Origin of the sequence: Burkholderia sp. A2 (genome assembly GCF_001729305.1) — a bacterium.
Classification (GTDB): Bacteria; Pseudomonadota; Gammaproteobacteria; order Burkholderiales; family Burkholderiaceae; genus Burkholderia; species Burkholderia sola.
In genome coordinates, this window is record NZ_LZXX01000097.1 from 1 (window position 1) to 20,639 (window position 20,639).

General features: G+C 66.5%; 20 protein-coding genes and 1 pseudogene. 9 read left to right on the plus strand and 12 right to left on the minus strand.

The features are described from left to right. Positions 1 to 163 precede the first annotated feature (163 nt). Complete coding sequence (locus tag A9Z05_RS17775) at positions 164 to 1,708, plus strand: TolC family protein (protein ID WP_069619274.1); 1,545 nt, start codon at positions 164 to 166, stop codon at positions 1,706 to 1,708. Between the two features lie 305 nt (positions 1,709 to 2,013). Then, on the plus strand, positions 2,014 to 2,721 hold the full coding sequence (locus tag A9Z05_RS17780) for an MgtC/SapB family protein (protein WP_069619275.1): 708 nt from the start codon (positions 2,014 to 2,016) through the stop codon (positions 2,719 to 2,721). Between the two features lie 51 nt (positions 2,722 to 2,772). Here the strand turns inward: A9Z05_RS17780 and A9Z05_RS17785 are convergent, their stop codons facing one another. Continuing rightward, positions 2,773 to 3,492 carry an autoinducer binding domain-containing protein gene (locus A9Z05_RS17785; protein WP_069619276.1) on the minus strand — a complete coding sequence of 240 codons (720 nt, stop codon included), beginning with the start codon at positions 3,490 to 3,492 and terminating at the stop codon, positions 2,773 to 2,775. 73 nt (positions 3,493 to 3,565) lie between these two features. On the opposite strand from A9Z05_RS17785, the gene A9Z05_RS17790 reads away from it, so the two are divergent. The 3 genes from A9Z05_RS17790 to A9Z05_RS17800 all read left to right on the plus strand — a co-directional run bounded on the left by A9Z05_RS17790 (position 3,566) and on the right by A9Z05_RS17800 (position 5,632). After that, a complete protein-coding gene (locus tag A9Z05_RS17790; RefSeq protein WP_069619277.1) occupies positions 3,566 to 4,009 on the plus strand; it encodes a DUF4902 domain-containing protein in 444 nt (147 codons plus the stop codon). Positions 4,010 to 4,219: 210 nt separating this feature from the next. After that, positions 4,220 to 4,828 (plus strand): acyl-homoserine-lactone synthase, encoded by a 609-nt coding sequence (locus A9Z05_RS17795; protein WP_069619278.1) that lies wholly within the window; start codon positions 4,220 to 4,222, stop codon positions 4,826 to 4,828. 51 nt (positions 4,829 to 4,879) lie between these two features. Then, a complete protein-coding gene (locus A9Z05_RS17800) occupies positions 4,880 to 5,632 on the plus strand; it encodes a hypothetical protein (protein ID WP_176730222.1) in 753 nt (250 codons plus the stop codon). Positions 5,633 to 5,828: 196 nt separating this feature from the next. Here A9Z05_RS17800 and A9Z05_RS17805 read toward each other — a convergent pair whose 3' ends face one another. Then, positions 5,829 to 6,119: a hypothetical protein gene (locus A9Z05_RS17805; protein WP_069619279.1), complete on the minus strand. Its 291-nt coding sequence runs from the start codon at positions 6,117 to 6,119 to the stop codon at positions 5,829 to 5,831. A gap of 302 nt (positions 6,120 to 6,421) precedes the next feature. Here A9Z05_RS17805 and A9Z05_RS17810 point away from each other — a divergent pair, with 302 nt between their 5' ends. After that, positions 6,422 to 6,808 (plus strand): VOC family protein, encoded by a 387-nt coding sequence (locus tag A9Z05_RS17810; RefSeq protein WP_069619280.1) that lies wholly within the window; start codon positions 6,422 to 6,424, stop codon positions 6,806 to 6,808. A gap of 20 nt (positions 6,809 to 6,828) precedes the next feature. Here the strand turns inward: A9Z05_RS17810 and A9Z05_RS17815 are convergent, their stop codons facing one another. After that, complete coding sequence (locus tag A9Z05_RS17815; protein ID WP_069619281.1) at positions 6,829 to 7,398, minus strand: GNAT family N-acetyltransferase; 570 nt, start codon at positions 7,396 to 7,398, stop codon at positions 6,829 to 6,831. 153 nt (positions 7,399 to 7,551) lie between these two features. Beyond that, positions 7,552 to 8,202, minus strand: a complete 651-nt coding sequence (gene ribA / locus A9Z05_RS17820; protein WP_069619282.1) for a GTP cyclohydrolase II — start codon at positions 8,200 to 8,202, stop codon at positions 7,552 to 7,554. Between the two features lie 176 nt (positions 8,203 to 8,378). Here ribA and A9Z05_RS17825 point away from each other — a divergent pair, with 176 nt between their 5' ends. Continuing rightward, entirely contained in the window at positions 8,379 to 8,840 is a 462-nt protein-coding gene (locus tag A9Z05_RS17825) for a CBS domain-containing protein (protein ID WP_069619283.1), read from the plus strand. Between the two features lie 158 nt (positions 8,841 to 8,998). Here A9Z05_RS17825 and A9Z05_RS17830 read toward each other — a convergent pair whose 3' ends face one another. Further along, positions 8,999 to 9,328 carry a DUF4148 domain-containing protein gene (locus A9Z05_RS17830; protein ID WP_069619284.1) on the minus strand — a complete coding sequence of 110 codons (330 nt, stop codon included), beginning with the start codon at positions 9,326 to 9,328 and terminating at the stop codon, positions 8,999 to 9,001. Between the two features lie 512 nt (positions 9,329 to 9,840). Between A9Z05_RS17830 and A9Z05_RS17835 the strand changes: the two genes are divergently transcribed. Next, positions 9,841 to 10,239, plus strand: coding sequence for a GreA/GreB family elongation factor (locus tag A9Z05_RS17835; protein ID WP_069619285.1), 399 nt, complete (start codon positions 9,841 to 9,843; stop codon positions 10,237 to 10,239). 176 nt (positions 10,240 to 10,415) lie between these two features. Here the strand turns inward: A9Z05_RS17835 and A9Z05_RS17840 are convergent, their stop codons facing one another. Continuing rightward, positions 10,416 to 11,537, minus strand: a complete 1,122-nt coding sequence (locus A9Z05_RS17840) for a porin (protein WP_069619286.1) — start codon at positions 11,535 to 11,537, stop codon at positions 10,416 to 10,418. A 584-nt stretch (positions 11,538 to 12,121) separates the two neighbouring features. Between A9Z05_RS17840 and A9Z05_RS17845 the strand changes: the two genes are divergently transcribed. Continuing rightward, complete coding sequence (locus A9Z05_RS17845; protein ID WP_069619287.1) at positions 12,122 to 12,493, plus strand: YXWGXW repeat-containing protein; 372 nt, start codon at positions 12,122 to 12,124, stop codon at positions 12,491 to 12,493. 241 nt (positions 12,494 to 12,734) lie between these two features. On the opposite strand, the pseudogene A9Z05_RS38440 reads toward A9Z05_RS17845, so the two are convergent. The 6 genes and pseudogenes from A9Z05_RS38440 to A9Z05_RS17875 form a co-directional block, all read right to left on the minus strand. Continuing rightward, positions 12,735 to 12,818 (minus strand): annotated as a pseudogene (locus A9Z05_RS38440) (transcriptional regulator); the annotation flags it as partial. Between the two features lie 31 nt (positions 12,819 to 12,849). Then, positions 12,850 to 14,100: an MFS transporter gene (locus A9Z05_RS17850; protein ID WP_069619288.1), complete on the minus strand. Its 1,251-nt coding sequence runs from the start codon at positions 14,098 to 14,100 to the stop codon at positions 12,850 to 12,852. A gap of 355 nt (positions 14,101 to 14,455) precedes the next feature. Next, complete coding sequence (locus A9Z05_RS17860) at positions 14,456 to 15,103, minus strand: glutathione S-transferase family protein (RefSeq protein ID WP_069619290.1); 648 nt, start codon at positions 15,101 to 15,103, stop codon at positions 14,456 to 14,458. A gap of 219 nt (positions 15,104 to 15,322) precedes the next feature. Further along, complete coding sequence (locus A9Z05_RS17865; RefSeq protein WP_069619291.1) at positions 15,323 to 15,778, minus strand: MarR family winged helix-turn-helix transcriptional regulator; 456 nt, start codon at positions 15,776 to 15,778, stop codon at positions 15,323 to 15,325. A gap of 164 nt (positions 15,779 to 15,942) precedes the next feature. Further along, positions 15,943 to 17,466, minus strand: coding sequence for an efflux transporter outer membrane subunit (locus tag A9Z05_RS17870; protein ID WP_069619292.1), 1,524 nt, complete (start codon positions 17,464 to 17,466; stop codon positions 15,943 to 15,945). Continuing rightward, positions 17,463 to 20,636, minus strand: coding sequence for an efflux RND transporter permease subunit (locus tag A9Z05_RS17875; protein WP_069619310.1), 3,174 nt, complete (start codon positions 20,634 to 20,636; stop codon positions 17,463 to 17,465). The genes A9Z05_RS17870 and A9Z05_RS17875 overlap by 4 nt, the downstream gene beginning before the upstream one ends. Positions 20,637 to 20,639 lie beyond the last annotated feature (3 nt).

Consider the following 20,639-nt stretch of genomic DNA (forward strand, 5'->3'; position numbering starts at 1 on the left):
AGGTTCAGCAGCGCGTCGCGCGCGGGGTCGGTGGGGGCGGCGCTCGACGGCGGCGCCGCCCCCACCGACCCCGCGCGCGACGCGCTGCTGAACCTGATCGACACGCGGCTCGCGCAGATCGCCGACGCCGCCCGTCAAGCCACACCGAAGGAGTCTGCCCCTCATGCGCGTACCTGAACCGCCGGCCGCCTCGATCGCCGCCGCCGCGCTCGCGACCGCCGTCGCGCTGGCCGGCTGCGCGACGTCGTCGATCGATCTGGCGCCGGAGGCGTCCGACCGCCCGTGGCAGCCGCAAACGTCGGCCGCGGGCGACATCGTGGCGGCGCCGCCGCGCGCATCCGTGCAAGGTGCGCACGACTACACGCTGCCGGCCTCGCCGGCGCTCGCGTCGGTGTCGGCGCCGGCCGCGCTCGATGCCGCGCATGCGTACACGCTGCCCGAGCTGATCGATCTCGCTGAATCGGCGAACCCGCTGACCCGCATCGCCTGGAACGACGCGCGCAATGCGGCGCTCGCGGTCGGCCTCGCCAAGTCCGCCTATCTGCCGCGCCTGTCGGCGACGGCAATGGGCGCGTACCAGGCGAACCACGGTTCGACGTCGACGATCCTCGGCGATTCGTCGAGCAACACCACCGTGCACGGCACGATTTCGGCGCTGTCGCTGCAATGGTTGCTGTTCGATTTCGGCGGCCGCGCGGCGCGCGTCGAAGCGGCGGAGCAGGCGTCGATCGCGTCGAACGTCGCGTTCACGGCCGTGCACCAGCAGGTGATCCACGACGTGACCGTCTCGTACTACCGCTACGAAGCCGCCCGCTCGCGCGCGCTCAGCGCGCAACAGGGCCTCGCGAACGCGGATGCGATCCTTGCGGCGTCCCGCGCGCGGCTCAAGCACGGCGTCGGCACGGTCGTCGAGCTCGCGCAGGCGACGCAGAACCGCGCGCAGGCGAACCTCGCGCTCGTGCAGGCGAACGGCGCCGAGAGCGACGGCTACCTCGCGCTCGTCTCCGCGCTCGGCATCTCGCCGCTGTCGAAGCCGACGATCGCCGCGCTGCCGAAGCGGCCGCTGCCGCCCGCGCTCGGCTCGTCGGTCGATGCGATCGTGTCGGACGCGATCGCGCGCCGCCCCGATCTGCAGGGCGCGTTCGCGGTCGAAAAGGCCAATCGCGCGAAGATCAAGGCAGCGCAAGCCGCGTTCATGCCGAAGATCTTCCTGTCCGCATCGACGTCGTATGCGAGCGGCGGCACGTCCATCTCCGCGCTGCCCGCGATCGGCGACCAGGCGCCGACCGTCAACCTGAACGGCAGCCGCTACGGCGGCGGCGTGTTCCTCGGCGTGACGATTCCGCTGTACGACGGCGGCTTGCGCTCCGCCGTCTTGATGCAGGCGCGCAACGACGCGGACAACGCATCCGCTCGCCTCACGCGGACCAAGGAGGAAGCGGTGCGCCAGGTCGTCGCCGCGCAGAACGCGGTGCAGACGAGCCTGGCGTCGCACGACGCCGCGAAGGCACTCGTCGATGCCGCGCAAACCAGCTACGACGCGGCGCTGACCGCGTACCGGAGCGGCGTCGGTTCGGTCACCGACGCGACGATCGCGCAAAGCCAGTTGCTCGCCGCGCGGAACGCGGAAGTCGACAGCTATGCCGGCGCATTGTCGGCCGCCGCCGCGCTCGCGCTCGCGACGGGGACGATCGGCACGACCCGGTAGCGCCGCCGCGAGGCGGTTGACGCGGGCGCGCGCCGCCCACTAGAATGCCGCCCATTCTTCCTTCGGGAACCATCGTGGACAGTTGCAGCACTCCGTTGCGTGCGCCGCTTGCCGCCTGAACGCCTGTCCGCCGCAGTTCTCCTGCCGCGGCTCGCGTTCCGCGAGCCGCACGCTCCCCCCGTTTCACACTGAATGACGCATTCGCGCGGTACAGTACCGCGCGATGACGGCTATCGCCGCGTCGCGTTCGGCCTTGCGCCGTGGCGACGCGCGCCGGCATGCGCTTCTTGCACGGCAGGACAACCATGACTTTCGATTTCGCACTCCGTCTTTTCACCGCGTTCGCCTGCGGCGTCGCCATCGGCCTCGAGCGGCAGATGCGCCAGCGCACGGCCGGCCTGCGCACCATCACGCTCGTCGCGAGCGGCGCGTGCCTGTTCGTCACGCTCGGCGTGCTGACCGGCAACGGCGTCGCGGGCGTCACGCAGATCGCCGCGTACGTCGTGTCGGGCGTCGGCTTTCTCGGCGGCGGCGTGATCATGCGCGACAAGGGCTCGATCCAGGGCATCAACACCGCCGCGACGCTGTGGTGCTCGGCCGCCGTCGGCGTGCTGGCCGGCTCCGGCCACTACGTGCCGGCGCTCGCCGGCACGGGCGTCGTGCTGCTCACCAATACGGTGCTGCGCGGCGTCAGCCAGGCCATCAACGCAACGCCCGTGTCGAATGCCGATCTCGTGCGCGAATACCAGATCACCGTGATCTGCCTCGCCGCCGACGAAGTGCACATCCGCACGCTGCTGTCGAACGCGATGTATGCGAAGCCGCTGTCGTTCCAGAGCCTTACGAGCGAAGACGTGCCCGAGCAACCCGACCGGCTGAAGGTGACCGCGACGCTGAAGCTGCATCCGAAGGATCAGCAGAAGCTCGAGCAGATCGCGAGCCGGATGAGCATGGAGAAAAGCATTTCCAGCGTGAGCTGGACCGCGAAGGAAGCGGAGCCGATGATGGAGTGAGCCGCGGCGTGGCGGCCGCCGCATCCGGCGCCGCCGTCGCGCGACGTCACGTCAAGGTGGTTCGATGAGGCCGGCCGAGATCGCCTTGACGACCGCCTGGACCTTGTTGGTCGCGCCGAGCTTATCGAGGATGTTGTTCACGTGGAAGTTGACCGTCCGCTCCGAGATGCTGAGGATCTGGCCGATTTCGCACGCGGTCTTGCCCTCGGCCGTCCAGCACAGCACCTCGCGCTCGCGCGCGGTCAGCGTGACGCCCGCCGCGGGCGACAGCTTCGGCACCATGAAGCGGCTCATCAGCGAATGCGACAAGTTCGCGAGCCAGTTCGTCTGCAGCGTCAGCATGTTGATCTCGGCCGGCGTCAGCCGGTCGGCATGACGGGCGATGCTCAACAGGCCGAACGCGCCGCGCGCCGCCCAGCTCGATTGCGCGACGCCCACCGACAACCCGAAATCGCGCGCGTCCTGCCACAGCGGACATGGGTCGATGTTGTCGACGTCCGGCCAGACGATCATGTTGGTGCTGAGTGCGCCGTCGCGAACCGTCGAGTCGATCTCGATATAGTTCTGCGCCTGATAGTGCGCCATCCAGCCTTCCGGGTAGGTATTGAAGATGGCGACCGCGGGCTTCGAAACGGGCAGCGGTACGCGAATGCCGTAGCAGCAATATTCGAATCCCAGCCGCCTGGAATAGGCGGCGATCCGCTGGAAGAGCTGCTGCTCGTCTTCCGCGGCGCTGAATTGTTGGTAGGCATCCTGCCAGCGCAGTTCCATTCTTTCTCCGACAACGTCACGCTGTCATACTTGTCAGGTTCCAGCACCCGTTCGAGGCTGATACATTCCGCGCATGACTTCACCCTTGCTGCACCCAGTCCCCGGCCCGTCCCCGGACGGCTACGTACGCCTGTCAGAAAGCGCACTGGCCGCGCTTGTGCTCGACCATGTCGCGAGCGGCCTCGACCCCTCGCTGCTGGCCGAACTGCACGACAACGCGATCGACGCCCGCCTCGCCGGCTATACCGAATGGCATCGCGCGGCCGGTGCCGGCGTCGCCTACGTGACGGTCGGCTGGGACTGGTACCTCGAACGTGCGACGGGCACGTTCGTGATCGCGGGCGGCGACGTCCGCAGCAACGTGATGGCCGTCGACGCCAAGGGCGCCGACATCGGCATGTTCCGTACGGCCGCCGCGCTCGCCGCGCGGCTCGCCGCCATCGACTGGCCCGCCGCGGTCGCGTCGGCCCTCCTCGGGCACGACGACGCCTATCATGCCGGGCCCACGCTCCAGTGACAACCGGCTGCGCATTCCTCTGACAATTTTGCAAGACTGGCGCTCTTTATAAGCAAAAGCGGCCCGGTTTTCAATCCCGTCGATCAAGAAACCGTTACCACCGCGCAAATGGCGTCTTTACGCCATCACCCTGTAAGAGTTACCAGTTACAGGCTCCTCGTGCCGCGCGCTGTAATGCGTGCATACAAAAGCACAGATCCGAGGACATCCATGCAGACCTTCGTTCACGAGGAAGGGCGGTTATCACACGAACTCGCGGCGGATCTAGGGCGCTATCGGCGCCGTGTGTTCGTCGAACAGCTCGGTTGGGCGCTCCCATCGGCGAACGAAAGTTTCGAGCGCGACCAGTTCGATCGCGACGATACCGTCTACGTGTTCGCGCGCAACGCCGACGGCGACATGTGCGGCTGCGCGCGCCTGCTGCCGACGACGCGCCCGTATCTGCTGAAGTCGCTGTTCGCCGACCTGGTCGCCGAGGACATGCCGCTGCCGGAATCGGCCGCCGTGTGGGAACTGTCCCGATTCGCGGCGACCGACGACGAAGGCGGGCCCGGCAATGCCGAATGGGCCGTGCGCCCGATGCTCGCGGCCGTCGTCGAATGCGCGGCGCAGCTCGGCGCGCGGCAGTTGATCGGCGTGACGTTCGCGAGCATGGAGCGGCTGTTCCGCCGGATCGGCATACACGCGCACCGCGCAGGCCCGCCGAAGCAGGTCGACGGACGTCTGGTGGTCGCGTGCTGGATCGACATCGACTCGCAAACGTTTGCGGCACTAGGAATCGAGCCGGGGCAGACTGCCCGGCAAGCTATCGCCGCCTGAGCCGGAACGCACGTTTCCGTCCGGGCGGCATCGTAACGAAGGAGAACCAACGTGGACCAGTCCCAGGTCTTTCGCGCGATGATGCCGCGGTTGACGAACGCCAGCGGCGCCGGCATCGCGGTCGCCTATCCGGCGTTTCCGAGGCCGTTGCCGCTCGTACGGCTCGACCGCCGCGGGCTCGTGTTTCGGGCAGCCGGCGCCGCGCCGCTCGTGTGCGGGCTGCCGCGCCCGGCCACCCTGCTGGTTGCGGACGAGCCGCTGTGCTCGCTGCGTCTCGTGATCCGCGACATCGCCGCGACCGGCGACGGCCGGCACGACCTGACGATGCAGCCGTCCGGCGCGGCGGGCGACGAATTGCTGTGGCACGCATTGCGCGATCGCGAGCCGTACCGGCAGATGCGGCACCCGCTCGCGCCCGTCGCCTCGGCCCGGGAACCGCATGCGGCGCCCGGCGAAATCGCAGCGCGCCCGTCGCGCAGCGCAGCTTTCCGCCTGCCCAGCCACAGCGACGCGCTGTTCTTCGCGGACTGGCTCGAATATCACTTCGACGAATTGCGCGCGCTGTCCCAACAGCATGGGCCGCAACTGCAGCTCAATCAGCTCGAGCGACAGGTCGACGACGACGAGGTCGGCGTGCGTTTCGTCTACGACATCGACGGGCATGCGACGCGGCACGCATTGACCGACTGCGCACGCGAGGCCTGTGCATGGATCGAGACGGAAATGCGCAGCAAATACGCGCTCCCCATCGCGCAAGAGCGGTTTGGCGCGTTTGCGGCGCATGCACGGGCCGGCGGCATGTGAATGAGGCCGTGCCGCTGCGCGGCGATTTGCACGGCGGTAAGTTGTGCGGATACAACGAGGGCTTGCAAACGTCCGGGTTTTCCCTTAAATTTATGTCTGTCTCCTCCATGTCTCCAAACATGGATTCAGCCCGCTCAAGCAGCGGGCTTTTTTATTGCCTGAACGTTTGTGGGGACGCATCATCTTCCCCGTGTGGCTAGCCCGCTGGATGCATACCAGTCGGCCGCAGCCAGTAGTGGCGCACCGCAAATATCAGCGCGACCGCGACGACAAGCGCCAGCAGCAGGTACAGCCAGCCCTTCCGGGTCGCCGGCAGGTCCGTCACGGCACCGACGTCGCCCGTCAGCGCCGCCAACGCGACCAGCGCCAAGCCGGCCAGCACCAACGTCCCCCTTGCCACCCACCCGAAGGCGGCCTCAACTCCAGCCGCCCATCGCGACTGACGATAAGGTCCGGCAACCGGTCGACGAAGATCGGGCTTACCCATTCGTCACCTCCCACCCAGCATGCGCGTATCCGCATGTCGTGCGACAGGCGGCGCCGAACGCATGAATTCGAATGTCTTGCCGACGAGTGGCCGCTGCGACGCGGCGTGCCCACATGGAATCGAGAAGCGTCATGTTTTTTCTTTCGCGAGATGAGGGTCGACACCATTCGATTCGCTTGGCCGTATCGAATCGATATCGTTCGATACGCCAAGTATCGCCCGAAGCGCGGCCCGCTCGCCTCGCGCAATCGCGATCGGACGGCTTATCATTGAGCGGCCCACCACTTCCCGCCGAGGCCATCTTGCACGCCCATCTGCGCATTGCCCGCCCGGTCAGCAACCTCGCCCGCACCGAGCGCATGTATCGCGACGCACTGGATCTGTCCGTACTGGCTCGCTTCGAAGATCACGACGGCTTTTCCGGTGTGATGCTCGGACGCGAAGGCCTCGACTATCACTTCGAGTTCACGCACTGCCCCGACCATCCGATCGCGCCATCGCCGACACCCGAGGATCTGATCGTGTTCTATCTGCCCGATCGTCCGGAATGGGAAACCGCCTGCGAGCGCGCGACCGCACACGGCTTCATGCCGGTGACGTCGTTCAATCCATACTGGGAAATATCAGGCCAGACCTTCGAGGATGCCGACAGCTATAGGATCGTGTTGCAGAACGGCACGTGGCGCTGACGGGCACGCGCGCGGAGCCGTTACACGCCGGCACGGCTGCCGGAGCGGGCGACGTAAACGACATGCCGTCGCAGCGGGTGCCCTTCCGGCAACGCGGGATGGTCGAAATCGCGCGCGGGCTGGCGCAGCATCTCGAGCCGTTGCATCACCTGTTGCGATCGCAGGTTGGCGTCGGCCGTCCACGCGAAGATCTCGCCGAGCCCGATCCGGTCGAACCCGTCGGCCAATGCGGCAGCGGCCGCTTCGCCCATGTAGCCATGCCCCCACGCATGGCGCGCCTGTCGCCACATGATCTCGACGCAGGGCGCCATCGGATGCGTTGCGCGTGCCTCATACGACAGGCCGCAAACGCCGACCAGCAACGCATCGGCGCGACGCTCGACCGCCCACGCGCCAAAGCCGTGCGCATCGACATGCGCGTCGAAGCGCGCAATGACGTCACCTGCCTCGTCGATCGACATCGGGCCGCGCGCGAGCCACGCGGTCACGTCCGGATCCGCATGCATCGCCGATAGCGCTTCCGCATCCGTGGTTCGCCAGCGGCGCAGCGTCAGGCGTTCGGTTTCGATCCTGAATGGCGTGGTCGTCATGGGCGTGCAGAGCAGATGGGCGGCGGGTGCAATTCAGATGACGTCACGAACCCGGAACCGGAACGAATGAGGAAGAAATCGCGATCGTCGCATGTCGCGGCGACGATCGGAAGAATGGGTGACGAGAAACAGGCGCTGGCACGCCTGCTCGGGTTACTCGTTTTCCTCGAAGTAATGCCCGAACTTCGTCTGCTTCGTGCGGATATAACGTTCGTTTTCCTCGCGCACGGGCACCGCGAGCGCCACGCGCTCGCAAACGGGAATCCCGTGCTTCACGAGCGTATCGAACTTCTTCGGATTGTTGCTCATCAGCCGCACCGACGTCACGCCGAGGATGCGCAGGATCGCGGCGGCCGAGTCGTATTCGCGAGCGTCGTCTGGCAGGCCGAGATCGAGGTTCGCCTCGACGGTGTCGCGCCCCTGCTCCTGCAGCGCGTACGCGCGGATCTTGTTGCTCAGGCCGATGCCGCGGCCTTCATGGCCGCGCAGATACAGCAGTACGCCGCGATCTTCGGCCGCGATGTAACGCAATGCGAGATCGAGTTGCTCGCCGCAATCGCAGCGGTACGAGCCGAACACGTCGCCGGTCAGGCATTCGGAATGCAGCCGGGTCAGCACGGACTGCTCGCCCGTCACGTCGCCCATCACGAGCGCGAGGTGTTCGGCATCGCTGCCCGACACGCGAAACGCGTATGACGTGAACGTACCGTAGCGCGTGGGCAGCAACGCGGTGGCGACGAGCGTCACGCACTCGTCGGCCTGGCCATTGCCCGGCGTGGGCGATTGGGGACGCGAAGACATCATGAATTCAATCGAAACTTCAGGAATGTAGGAGTTATGTGGATGGTGCGTGACGCGAGTTTACCGCTAATCTGGAAACGTCACGCGACTGCCGCCGCCCGCCCGGCTATACTGGGTTCACCGGGTGACGCGCATCACGCCCCGCCTGCCCTGCATCGACCTGCACACGGAGAAAGCGAATGAGCACGACTGTCGCGCAGATTCTCAAGGCCAAGCCGGATTCGGGCCGCACCATCTACACCGTCACGAAGACCGATCTCGTCTACGACGCCATCAAGCTGATGGCGGAAAAGGGCATCGGCGCACTGCTGGTCGTGGACGGCGACGACATTGCGGGCATCGTCACCGAGCGCGATTACGCGCGCAAGATCGTCCTGCAGGACCGCTCGTCGAAGGCCACCCGCGTCGAGGAAATCATGACGGCGAAGGTGCGCTACGTCGAACCGTCGCAATCCACCGACGAGTGCATGGCGCTGATGACCGAGCACCGGATGCGTCACCTGCCCGTGCTCGACGGCGGCAAGCTGGTCGGCCTCATCTCGATTGGCGACCTCGTGAAGAGCGTGATTGCCGATCAGCAGTTCACGATCAGCCAGCTCGAACACTATATCCACGGCACGCCGAGCGTCACGTCCGCCTGATCCGCCCAGCAAAAAAGGCCCAAACGCGTCAGCGTCTGGGCGGAAAGCCGCCGGCATGCGGCGACGGAGGTTCTGCTCCTGCGGGCGAACGACGCGCGCGACTGGCGCGCGTCTCGTCAATTCAGCGGTGCGCTCGGGCAGACCCGGGGGACGTTCGATCAGTTACCGAAGTAGACCGAATTCACGGGATTCGGCGCTTCCCGCGTCACGCGGCGGCCGCCTTGCGCCGCGCCCGTTGCCGCGGCACCGTAGCCGCTCGTGTCGGCTTGCGCGAGCATTGGTTGGTTCGGCCGGACGCGCTGCTCGGCGGCCTGGATGTCGCTCGGGTATTGCGAATCGCTCGCCTGCGGCTTGTAGCCGTTCTGCTCGAGTTGCACGAGTTCGGCCTTGACCTCGGCGCGGGTCAACCCCTGCTCCGACTGCGCGAACGATGCGATCGGAGCGGCAAGAACGGATGCGGCGATGGCTGCGTAGATGATCGACTTCATGATTTACCTCCGGAATATGTTCTGTTTTGACGTCGCCTCGGCAAGACTGTCTGAAGCGATTGAATTCAGTGTAGTGCGCGCCACTCCAAGGGAAAACCCTCAGTTTGAACATACAGCGTTGCGTTTTTGGAAAAGATCGGCCACTGTTTCGGGACAGGGTCGCTCCAACTTGCTTCACCTACACAACAATCGCTGACGAAACGCCAACAGCCAGATCACATGTCCGGAAGGTTGTGTTGTAGAATCGTAAGGTTTCATTCGCCAGTCGATATTCCGTCCATCATGTACGCGCTCGCGCCCCTTTCGGTTTCGCAGTCCGGCCCGGCCGGCGTGTGCGCGCGCGCCAGCCAGCCGGCGCACCCCCTCGCTCGACGCACGGCCCAGGCGCCGCTCGCCCCTGCCCGGCGCCTGATCTGACCGCACGGTCTCCACCCGGAGCCAGGTTAGACAGGCTCCGGGCGATCCTCATAGGCACGCCACGCCTGCCCCTGCCGATCATTTGGAGAACCACCATGAAACAACGCCTTTACCAGTTGACCGAACTCGACGTCGCTCGCCTCGAAAAGCACGCCGAGCACAACCCGCGCTTTCAGACGATGCTTGATACGCTGCTCAAGCGCGCCGATATCGTCCAGCCCGACGCCATCAAGGCGAACGTCGTCACGATGAACTCGCAAATCACGCTGCTCGACGAAGCAACCCAGGAACAGGCCACCTGGACGATCGTTTATCCGGACGCCGCCAACCTCGAACTCGGGCGCCTGAACGTGTTCTCGCCCGTCGGCATGGCGTTGCTGGGCACGCAGCGCGGCCAGATGGTCAAGGTGATGCAGCCGAGCGGCGCCGAAAAGCTGATGAAGGTCGCCGCGATCGTCTTCCAGCCGGAAGCCAACGGCGAATACACGCGTTGAGCTAGCAGCCGGTCAGCGCCGCGCCATACGGGCACGGAACGACAAAAGCGAGGCATGAGCCTCGCTTTTTCGCATTCGGACGATCCGGATTATCGTCATCGCCTTCCGCAAACGAAAAAAAGGCGCCCGAAGGCGCCTTTTCGATGCTGCGGAGCGGGTTACCCCGCCCGTCACGCTTAGAAGCGGTGACGCAGACCAACCGTTGCTGCGGTTTGGTTGATCGACGAGCTCGGCAGGTTGTTGTTGAAGCTGTCGCCGTTGTAGATCGACGCGCCGATGCCGTTCTTCGCTGCACGCTGGTACACAGCTTGTGCGTAGACGTCCGTGCGCTTCGACAGTGCGTAGTCAGCTTGCAGGCCGAACTGGTTCCAGTGCGTGCTGCCGTTGTTGATCTTCGCGTTCGTGTACGTGTAAGCAGCACCCAGGCCGAGAGCCGGCGTCAGGTTGTACTTCGCGTTGACTTCGTAGTTGTCGGTGCGCAGCGTGCCTGCAGCAACTGCGTTGTTGTCCAGACGTGCTTGCGTCCATGCAGCGCCGACTTGTGCCGGGCCGAATGCGTAGCCAGCAGCTGCGCCGTACGTGCGGACGCGGCCTTGGGAAGCGATGCCACCGATCGCCGACGACGTTGCGCCGTTTGCGTTCGTGCCGTCACCCAGGTTCGCTTGCGAGTATGCAGCTGCCAGCTTCAGGCCTTGGAACTGGTATGCAGCACCTGCGCTGTACGCACGGTTGTTGCCGAAGTTCGTGTTGTTCGAGAACGAGTACGTGCCGCCGAATTGCAGGCCAGCGTAGTTTGCGCTCGTGAACTTGATCGTGTTGTTCTGTGCGACGTCACCGTTCGTGCTCAGACGGTCGAGGTTCAGCGGGTGCGCGAAGTACGTGCCGCCCCACGAGCCCGTTGCCGTCAGCGGCGCCAGGTAGTCTTGCGTTGCGTCATACTGCTTACCCAGCGTGACCGTGCCGTACTGGCTCGACAGGCCGACGAAAGCCTGGCGGTTGAACATGCCGCCGTTGCCGTTCGCGAAGCGGCCGTTACCGATGTTGAAGCCGCTTTCCAACGTGAAGATTGCCTTCAGGCCGCCACCCAGATCTTCCGAGCCACGCAGGCCGAAACGGCTCTGGTCAATGCCCGAACCCATCGCCCAACGCGACTTGCCAGCTTGGCCGAGTGCCGGCTGGACGTTGCTCGTGTAGGTGATGCCTGCGTCCAGCACGCCGTACAGCGTGACGCTGCTTTGCGCGTGAGCGACGGTAGCGAACGATGCTGCAGCTGCTGCAACGATCAGAGTCTTGTTCATTCGTGGAGCTCCCTTCTAAAAAGAGGCAGGTCTCGCGACCTTGTTCATAAACGGTCTGCAACCGCCCGGGAGCGCCATCGGTCCTGCTGGCGGCGCCCGGATAGTTGCCCGTTTGGGAACCGTGAGTTTAGGGGTGTACCCTAGGGGAGCGATCCGCAAATAAAGAAATAAGCTTTTCCAGAACTAGAAATAATGAAAGTGGGGACGCGTCATAAGTATTTGTTTTAACGTTTGTTTTTGACTTCTTGACGCGTACTTTTTGGAGGCTTTCATCGCACCATTCTTACATGTCATCGTCTTGACGGTTGCATAGAAACAACAAACGGATTCGGTTCGGCAACCTCAAATCGGTAACTATTACCCAAATCAATCTCAAATATTGACCAATCCGCCTCCAAAGCGTCCCCTCGACCCGTCAACAGCGGGCGCACGCCGGTCCACGGCGCGATCCCGTCAGTCGCTGGAAAGGAAAGGCGGCTCGCGCCTGCCGTGACACTCGGTAACAGCCTTGACCGTCCACGTAACCCGGCGGGCGTACAGGCAGGCTAATGTAAGGCGGCCTCGAATACAGAACAGGAACCGCCATGAATCGACGCTCGCTGCTGCGCGCCATCGGATTGACCGCCGCCTTCGTCGGCACCGGCTGGCTGCGTGCCGCCTCCGCCCAGCCTGCCCCGCCCGTGTACCGGCCATCCGGCCCGAACCGCGTTCCCGGCGGCCCGCCGTATGCGGATCGCCCCGGCTTCGCGCCGCCGCCGGCACGCCACGACCGTCGCCCGCCGCCGCCCCGGCCGCACGGCTATATATGGACGGACGGCTACTGGCGCTGGCAGCGCGGCCGTTATATATGGGTGTCCGGCCGCTGGGTCGCACGGCGCCCCGGACGCCGCTGGGTGCCCGGCTACTGGCGCCGGCAGGGGCCGGTGTGGGTCTACGTCGACGGTTCGTGGCGGTAAGCTGCGGTCCGGCTCCGACCGATCAAGTTCCGGAGCCGGACCGCGCGCGAGCGTGAGCGCTGTCCGCGCCACGGAATCACGCGCCACGGCAGCCGCGCTACGGTCAAACATATCGTTTGGCCACCATTCCGACGACATCGCTCCGACCACGACGTCATACCATGCATCCGGCCATGCTCGCCCCCTCGCGCTCGTCTGCCGCATACCGCCAGCCAACGGACCGATGCGTGCGCCGCGCCCAGCGCCCGCCTTCTTCCAACTCGCGTGCGCGACGGCGCGCCGCGCAGATCGCGCGATGATGGTCGTGGGGCCGCCGGATCATCGCCGCGGGCAGGCTAACGGACGTGCGAGCCCGCCTAGGACAACACGGCCGTTCGCGCACCCGGCCGCGTGCGGCCATACACGACCATCATCGCAAAGCCGAGCAGGAAACCCGCGCCGCCGATCAGCAGCAGCCCGGTCTCGCCGAGCACGGGCAGCAGGTTCGTCAGTGCGCCCGTCACGACCCACGCGACCGCCATCACCGAGCCCGCGACGCCGAGCGCCCAGCCCTGCCTATCGTCGCTGACCGCGTCGGAAAACGCCGTATACATCGTCGTGTACGCAACCATGTCGAAGCAGCCGACGACCATCGCGAGCGCCCACAGCACCGGTTCGCGCGGAAACAGCGCGGACAGGATCTGACCAAGCCCGGCGACGAGCAGGCCCGTCTTCGCGATATCGATCACGCGCCACACGCGCAGCATCAGCCGCACGACGCACAGCAGGCCAAACACGAAACAGATGCCGATCACGCCGCTGAACAGCCCGAGCCGCGCGCTCGTATAGCCGAATTTCGCCTGCAACAGCAGCATGATGGTCTGCAGGTAGAGCCCGTAACCGACCTGCATCAAGAAGAACACCGCCGACAGGAACGCAACGTTGCGCTGGCGCGCAGCCTCGCCGATGATCCGCAGCGGCAGCAGCGGATCGATGCGCGTATCGCCGCGCGGCGCGGCGGAATCGCGATACGACGCCCAGGTCCAGCACGCGCAGATCAGCGCCAGCGCGGCGACCAGCACGAACGGCGTGCCGTAGTCGAACAGCGGCGAGATCGTCCGATCGGACGTGACGCCGCCGAGCACCGGCCCGACGATCACGCCCGCGCTGAACGCGAGCGACATGATGCTCATGTTGTACGCCTTCGTGTCAGGCGTGCTGAGATCGGTGATGGCCGCCTGCGCGATGCCCTGGCAGCCGGCCATCAGGCCGGTGAGCCCGCGGCCCGCCAGCAGCAACGCGATGCTCGCGTGCCACGCGCCGGCCGCCATCATCGCGTAGCCGGCCGCGAGGCCGAGCACGCACAGCAGCAGGATCCGGCGGCGTCCGTAGCGGTCGGACAGTTCGCCCATCAGCGACGAGCCGAAGAACATGCACAGTGGGTAGATTCCGTAGCCGAGACCGAGATAGAAATTGCGCACGTGCGCGCCGGCGTCGGCCGGCAGGATACCCGCGTGCGGGTCGCTGAAGATCGCGGACATCATCGGATAAACGAGCCCGAATCCCATCGCGTCGAGCGCGATGGCGAGCAGACAGGGGCCGAGCAGTGTGTAGTCGAGCCGGGACATGGCGACCTTCCGGACAGAGTGAATGATCGCCCCAGCGTAATGACCGGGCGGCGGCCGCGGTAGGCCGCCGGCCGCGATGCTAAGCATCGGTTCGCGCGATACCCCGCGTGCGGCCAGCGCCGATGGATAGCCGCCCCGGCCGTGCGGCCGCTACTCGACGCTCAGCAGCTTGCGCCGAACCTGCGGCGCGCGACCACGCATGGCGCGCCGTCGTGCATGAACACGCTGGCGAGCAGCCGGAACGATGCCCCGCCACACGAATCCGCACGCCGGCCGCATGCAGCGTTCTCGTCCATTCGGATGACACGAAGCGCGCGCTTTGTTGCGATCATGGCCGCATGCGGCGCGCGCGATGTCAGTGCGCCGCCTCGGCCGTCGACGCGCGGCATGCGATCAGGCCGCGTTGTACGGCCGGCCGCGCGGCGATATCGGCAAGCCAGCGCTCGACGTGCGGAAAACCGGCAATGTCGAGGTCGAGCTCGTCCGCCGTGCGCAGCCACGGAAACGCCGCGATATCGGCGATCGAATACCGCGACGACGCGAGATACGCCGATTCCGACAAGCGGCCGTTCACGACCCCGTAGAGACGCAGCGCCTCCTTCCGGTAGCGGTCGATCGCTTCCACATTGCCCGTCTTCGATGCGTGCAGGAACCACCACAGCTGGCCGAGCATCGGCCCGATCCCGCCGATCTGGAAATGCAGCCATTGCTGGACCGCCGTGCGCTCGGCCAGCGTTTCGGGCTGCAGGCACCCCGTCTTCGCGGCGAGATAGCTGAGGATCGCGCCGGATTCGAATACGGCGAGCCCCGTGTCGTGGTCGACGATGGCCGGGATCTTGCCGTTCGGATTGATCGCGAGATACGCCGGGCTGCGCTGCTCGCCGGCGGACAGGTTCACCTGCACGCGATCGTGGGCGAGCCCGGCCTCTTCCAGGTAGATCGCGATCTTGTGCCCGTTCGGCGTGTCGGCCGTATAGAACGTGAGGGAGTGCGTCGAGGTCATGGCGGTCCTTGTCATCGGGTTATCGTTGCAACTACAATCATTGCAATTGCAATCCTATGCCGAAACCGGCGGCGCCGGCGACATGCCAATACTCGAAGGAGGGACATCCAGAAGTGCGACCCGGTCCGCCCGTACAGCGCCCGGCATCCACGCGCCGCAAGGCCGCGCAGCGTCTCCGCTCGACGCGTGGCGCGTGGCCGCTCGGTGCGCCGGGTACCGCTACTTCGCGTCGGCTGCCGCGTCGCGCGCCGCAGCGGTCGCACGATCGAGCGCGGCGACCATCGCCGCCCGCCCCTTGCCGGTGAACTGGTCGAGAAAAAGCTCGGCGACCGTCGACTGGTACACCTTCCACATCTTTTTGCGCAGCGTCCGCCCCTTGTCGGTGATGCTCGCGAACGCCGCACGGCCGTCGTCCGCCGAACGCGTGCGGGTGACGAGCCCCTCCTGTTCGAGCCGGTCGACGAGCCGCGTCAGGTTGTAGCGCTCGATCGCGAGCACGTCGGCCAGTTCGTGCATCCGGCGCGTGCCGTCGGGTCCGCTTTCGAGCCCCCACAGCGCGTCGTACCACGCATACGCAGGCAGACGGGCCGCCGCGAGGCGACGCTCGATCTCGCGGATCATCGTCCGGTGCGTGCGGACGAACGAGAACCACAGATCGGGTTCGGTTGCGTTCATGTCAGGTCGTTCCTCTCGCTTAATTGCAGTTGCAATTAAATTTTACCGCGAGAACGACGGCCCTTTCATGCGTCTGCCATCGCATCCGTCTTGCCCGCCGATCGGCAAGGCAAGCGTTTCGTCGCACGACGCGGCGCCACGACCGCCGCGCCGCACTGCTCGCGCTACCTCCCCGACCGAGCGAGCGGGCCTTGTGCGCCCTGCCCCGTGCCCGCCGGCCAGCCGCCCGCGAGCGCCTTGTACAGCGCGACCGTCGACGCCGCGCTGCGCATCCGCCCGTCGGCCGCCGCATCCTGCGCCTGCAGCAGCGTCCGCTGCGCGTCGAGCACTTCGTAGTAGTCGATCGCGCCGGCCGAGAAGCGCGCCTGCGCGAGCTGCGCGGCGCGTGCGCTGTCGTCGGCCGCGCGCACGAGGTGCGCGGTCTCGTCACGCGTGCGGGCAACCCGCAGCAGGGCGTTCTCGGTTTCCTCCAGCGCGCCGAGCACGGTCTGCCGGTACTGCGCAAGCTGGCCGACCGCTTCCGCGTCGCTCGCGGCGATCCGCGCACGCACGCGGCCGATGTCGAGGAACGACCAGTCGATGCCGAGCGCGATCAGGTTCGTGTCGCTGCCCGCACGGAAGAACCCGTAGCTGCTCGTCGCGCTGCCGAGCAGGCCGGACAGCGTGAAGCGCGGAAACAGGTCGGCGGTCGCGATGCCGACGCGTGCGGTCGCCGCATGCAGGCGCGCCTCGGCGGCCGCGACATCGGGACGCCGGCGCAGCAGGTCGCCCGGCGTGCCGGGATCGATGTCGGCGACAAGCGCCGGCAACGGCACCGGCGTGCCGGTCGGCGCGGCCGTCTTCGGCCAATCGAACCGGCCGATCAACGCATCCGGCGTCTGCCCGGTCAGCACCGCGAGCCGATGCTCGTCGACGCCGATCGCGGCTTCGTACACCGCGATGCGCGACGTCGTCGATTCGTACTGCGCGCGTGCTCGCGCCGCATCGAGATCCGAGCCGCGTCCCGCGCCGACGCGCGCATTGATCAGCGCGAGCGTCTGCTTCTGGTTGTCGGCGTTCTCGCGAGCGATCCGCAGCCGCTCCTGCGAGCCGCGCAGGTCGACATACGTGCTCGCGACCTCGCCCGCGATCGCGACGCGCACCGCGCGCACGTCGGCCGCGCTGGCAGCCGTTTCCGCGCGCTGCGATTCGATCGAGCGGCGCACGCGGCCGAACAGGTCGAGTTCCCACGCGGCATTGATGCCGACGCTCGACATCGGCGTATCGCGCTGGCTGCGCGGCGCGCCAAACGCCTGGTCCTTGCTCGTCAGCTGATGGCCAATCTGACCGCTCGCGGTGATCGTCGGATAGCGATCGAACGTCGCCTGCGACAACAGCGCGTTCGACGCGTCGTAGCGCGATACGGCGACCTGCAGGTCCTGGTTCGCCGCGAGCGCCGTATCGATCAACTGCGTGAGCGTCGGATCGCCGAAGCCGCGCCAGAACGTGGCGTCGGCCGCCGCCGATGCATCGGGCGGCATATCGGGCCGTGTATCGGCCGGCGCCCCGTCGCGCTGCGTCGCCGGGTGAGCGTCGCGCGCGAACCGCGCGGCGGTGGCCGTATCCGGCCGTTTGAAATCGGGGCCCACCGCGCAGGCGGCCAGCGTCACCGACATCGCGAACGCGGAAAGACGGAAAACGGCGCTCATCGGTTTTCTCCTTCGAGAGTGCCGTGCTGTTCGCTCCAGACGGCCGGCGTGCCGCCCGCGAGCTTGCGGATCGCCACGTAGAACACGGGCGTCAGGAACAGCCCGAACAGCGTGACGCCCAGCATCCCGGCGAACACGGTGACGCCAGTGGCCGCCCGCACCTCGCTGCCTGCACCGCTGCCGATCAGCAGCGGCACCGAGCCGGCGATGAATGCGACCGACGTCATCACGATCGGGCGCAGCCGCAGCTTGCACGCTTCGAGCGCCGCTTCGACCGCGCCCGTGCCCTGGATCTCGAGCTCGCGCGCGAATTCGACGATCAGGATCGCGTTCTTGCACGCCAGCCCCATCAGCACGACGAGTCCGACCTGCACGAACACGTTGTTGTCGCCGCCGGACAGCCACACGCCGAACAGCGCCGCGCACATGCACACGGGCACGATCAGGATCACCGCGAGCGGAAGCGTCCAGCTCTCGTACAGCGACGCGAGCACCAGGAACACCAGCATCACCGCGAGCGGGAACACGACGATCGCCGCATTGCTCTGCGTGACCTGCTGGTAGCTGAGGTCGGTCCATTCGAGCGTGATGCCGGGCGGCAGTACGTCCTTCGCGATCTGCTGCAGCTTCGCGATCGCCTGCGACGACGACATCGCCTTCGGATCGGCGTCGCCGATCAGGTCGGCGGTCGGATAGCCGTTGTAGCGGACGACCGGGTCGGGACCGTACGCGGGCCCGACCGTCACCATCGAGCCGATCGGCACCATCTCGCCCTTCGCGTTGCGCGTGCGCAGGTTCGCGATGTCGGCGGCCGTCTGCCGGTGGCCGGCATCCGCTTGCGCCATCACGCGATACACGCGGCCGAACACGTTGAAGTCGTTCACGTACATCGAGCCGAGATACACCTGCAACGTATTGAACAGATCGGTCAGCGCGACGCCCTGCGCCTTCGCCTTCAGCCGGTCGACCTTCACCTCGAGCTGCGGAATGTTCGCCTGGTACGAGCTGACGGGATAGCTCATCCCCGGCGTCTTCGCGACCGCCGCCTGGAACGCGGCGAGCGCCTTCTGCAATTCGCCGTAGCCGAGCCCGCCGCGATCCTCGAGATACAGCGAGTAACCCGAACCGTTGCCAAGGCCCTGGATCGGCGGCGGCATCAGCGCATACGTGATGCCGCCATCGATCGCCGCGAAGCGCGCGTTCAGATCCGCATTGATCTGCGCGGCGCTGCGATGGCGCTGGTCGAACGGCTTCAGGATCACGTACGAATTCGTGATGTTCGGCGTGTTCACGCCCTGCAGCGCATTCAATCCGGCAAAGGCCGGCACCATCTCGACGCCGTCGATGCCGAGCGCGATCTTCGTCATCTGCTCGGTCACCGCGCTGGTGCGCGCGAGCGACGCCCCTTCCGGCAACTTCGCGCCCGCGAACAGGTACAGCTTGTCCTGCACCGGGATGAAACCGCCGGGCACCGCGTTGAACAGCAGCGCGGTCGCCGCGAGCAGCGCCGCATAGACCGCGAACACCACGCCGCGCCGCTTCAGCGTGCGACCGACGACGCCGTGATAGCGGTCGGAGCTGCGCTCGAAGAAGCGGTTGAACGGATGGAACAGCCAGCCGAACGCGCGATCGAGCGCGCGCGTCAACGCATCCTTCGGCGCGCCGTGCGGACGCAACAGCTTCGCGGCGAGCGCGGGCGACAGCGTCAGCGAGTTGATCGCGGAGATCACCGTCGAGATTGCGATCGTCACCGCGAACTGCCTGTAGAACTGACCTGTGACGCCCGACATGAACGCCATCGGCACGAACACCGCGCACAGCACGAGCGCGATCGCGACGATCGGCCCCGACACCTCGCGCATCGCCTGGTGCGCGGCGTCGCGCGGGCTCAAACCCTGTGCGATGTTGCGCTCGACGTTCTCGACCACCACGATCGCATCGTCGACGACGATCCCGATCGCGAGCACGAGCCCGAACAGCGTCAGCGTGTTGATCGAATAGCCGAGCAGGTAGAGCCACGCGAACGTGCCGACCACCGACACCGGCACCGCGACGAGCGGAATGATCGACGCGCGCCAGGTCTGCAGGAACAGGATCACGACGAGCACGACCAGCACGACGGCCTCGATCAGCGTGTGCTGCACCGCGCGGATCGATTCGCGCACGAACACGGTCGGGTCCCACACCGGACGATAGGCGACGCCGGGCGGGAAGCGCTTCGACAGCTCGTCGAGCTTCGCATACACAGCCTTCGCGACGTCGAGCGCGTTCGCGCCCGGCGACAGGAAGATGCCGACGACGGCCGAATGCTTGTCGTTGAAATACGAGCGAAGCGTGTAGTCGCCCGCGCCGAGCTCGATGCGCGCGACGTCGGACAGCTTCACGACCTGGCCGTCGTCGCCGTTGCGCAGCACGATGTCGCCGAACTCCTGCGCCGTGCGCAGCCGGCCGCGCACGTTGATCGACACGAGGAAGTCGTTCTTCTTCGGCGACGGCTCCGCGCCGAGCTGGCCGGCCGACACCTGCACGTTCTGCTCGCGCACGACCGCGATCACGTCGCTCGCGGTGAGCCCGCGCGACGCGAGTCGATTCGGGTCGAGCCACAGCCGCATTGCATAGTCGCCGGAGCCGTACACGCCGACGTCGCCGATGCCGGTCAGGCGCGACAGCTCGTCCTTCACGTGCAGCGTCAGGTAGTTGCGCAGGTACAGCGAATCGCGGCTGTTGTCCGGCGAATAGAGGCTCACGTACATCAGCGGCGTGGGCGACTGCTTCTGCGTGGTCACGCCGTACTGGCGCACCTCGTCGGGCAGGCGCGACAGCGCCTGACTCACGCGGTTCTGCACGCGCACCGCGGCCGTGTCGGGATCGACGCCCTGCAGGAACGTCACGACGACCTGCAGGCTGCCGTCCGAACCGGCAACGGACTTCATGTACATGATGCCTTCGACGCCGTTGATCGCCTCTTCCAGCGGTTCGGCCACCGACTCGGCGATTTCCTTCGGGTTCGCCCCCGGATACGTCGCACGCACGACGACGCTCGGTGGCACGACTTCCGGATATTCGCCGGCCGGCAGCATCGGAATCGAGATCAGGCCGAGCGCGAAGATGACGATCGACAGCACGACCGCGAAGATCGGCCGGTCGATGAAGAATCGGGAGAAATCCATCGT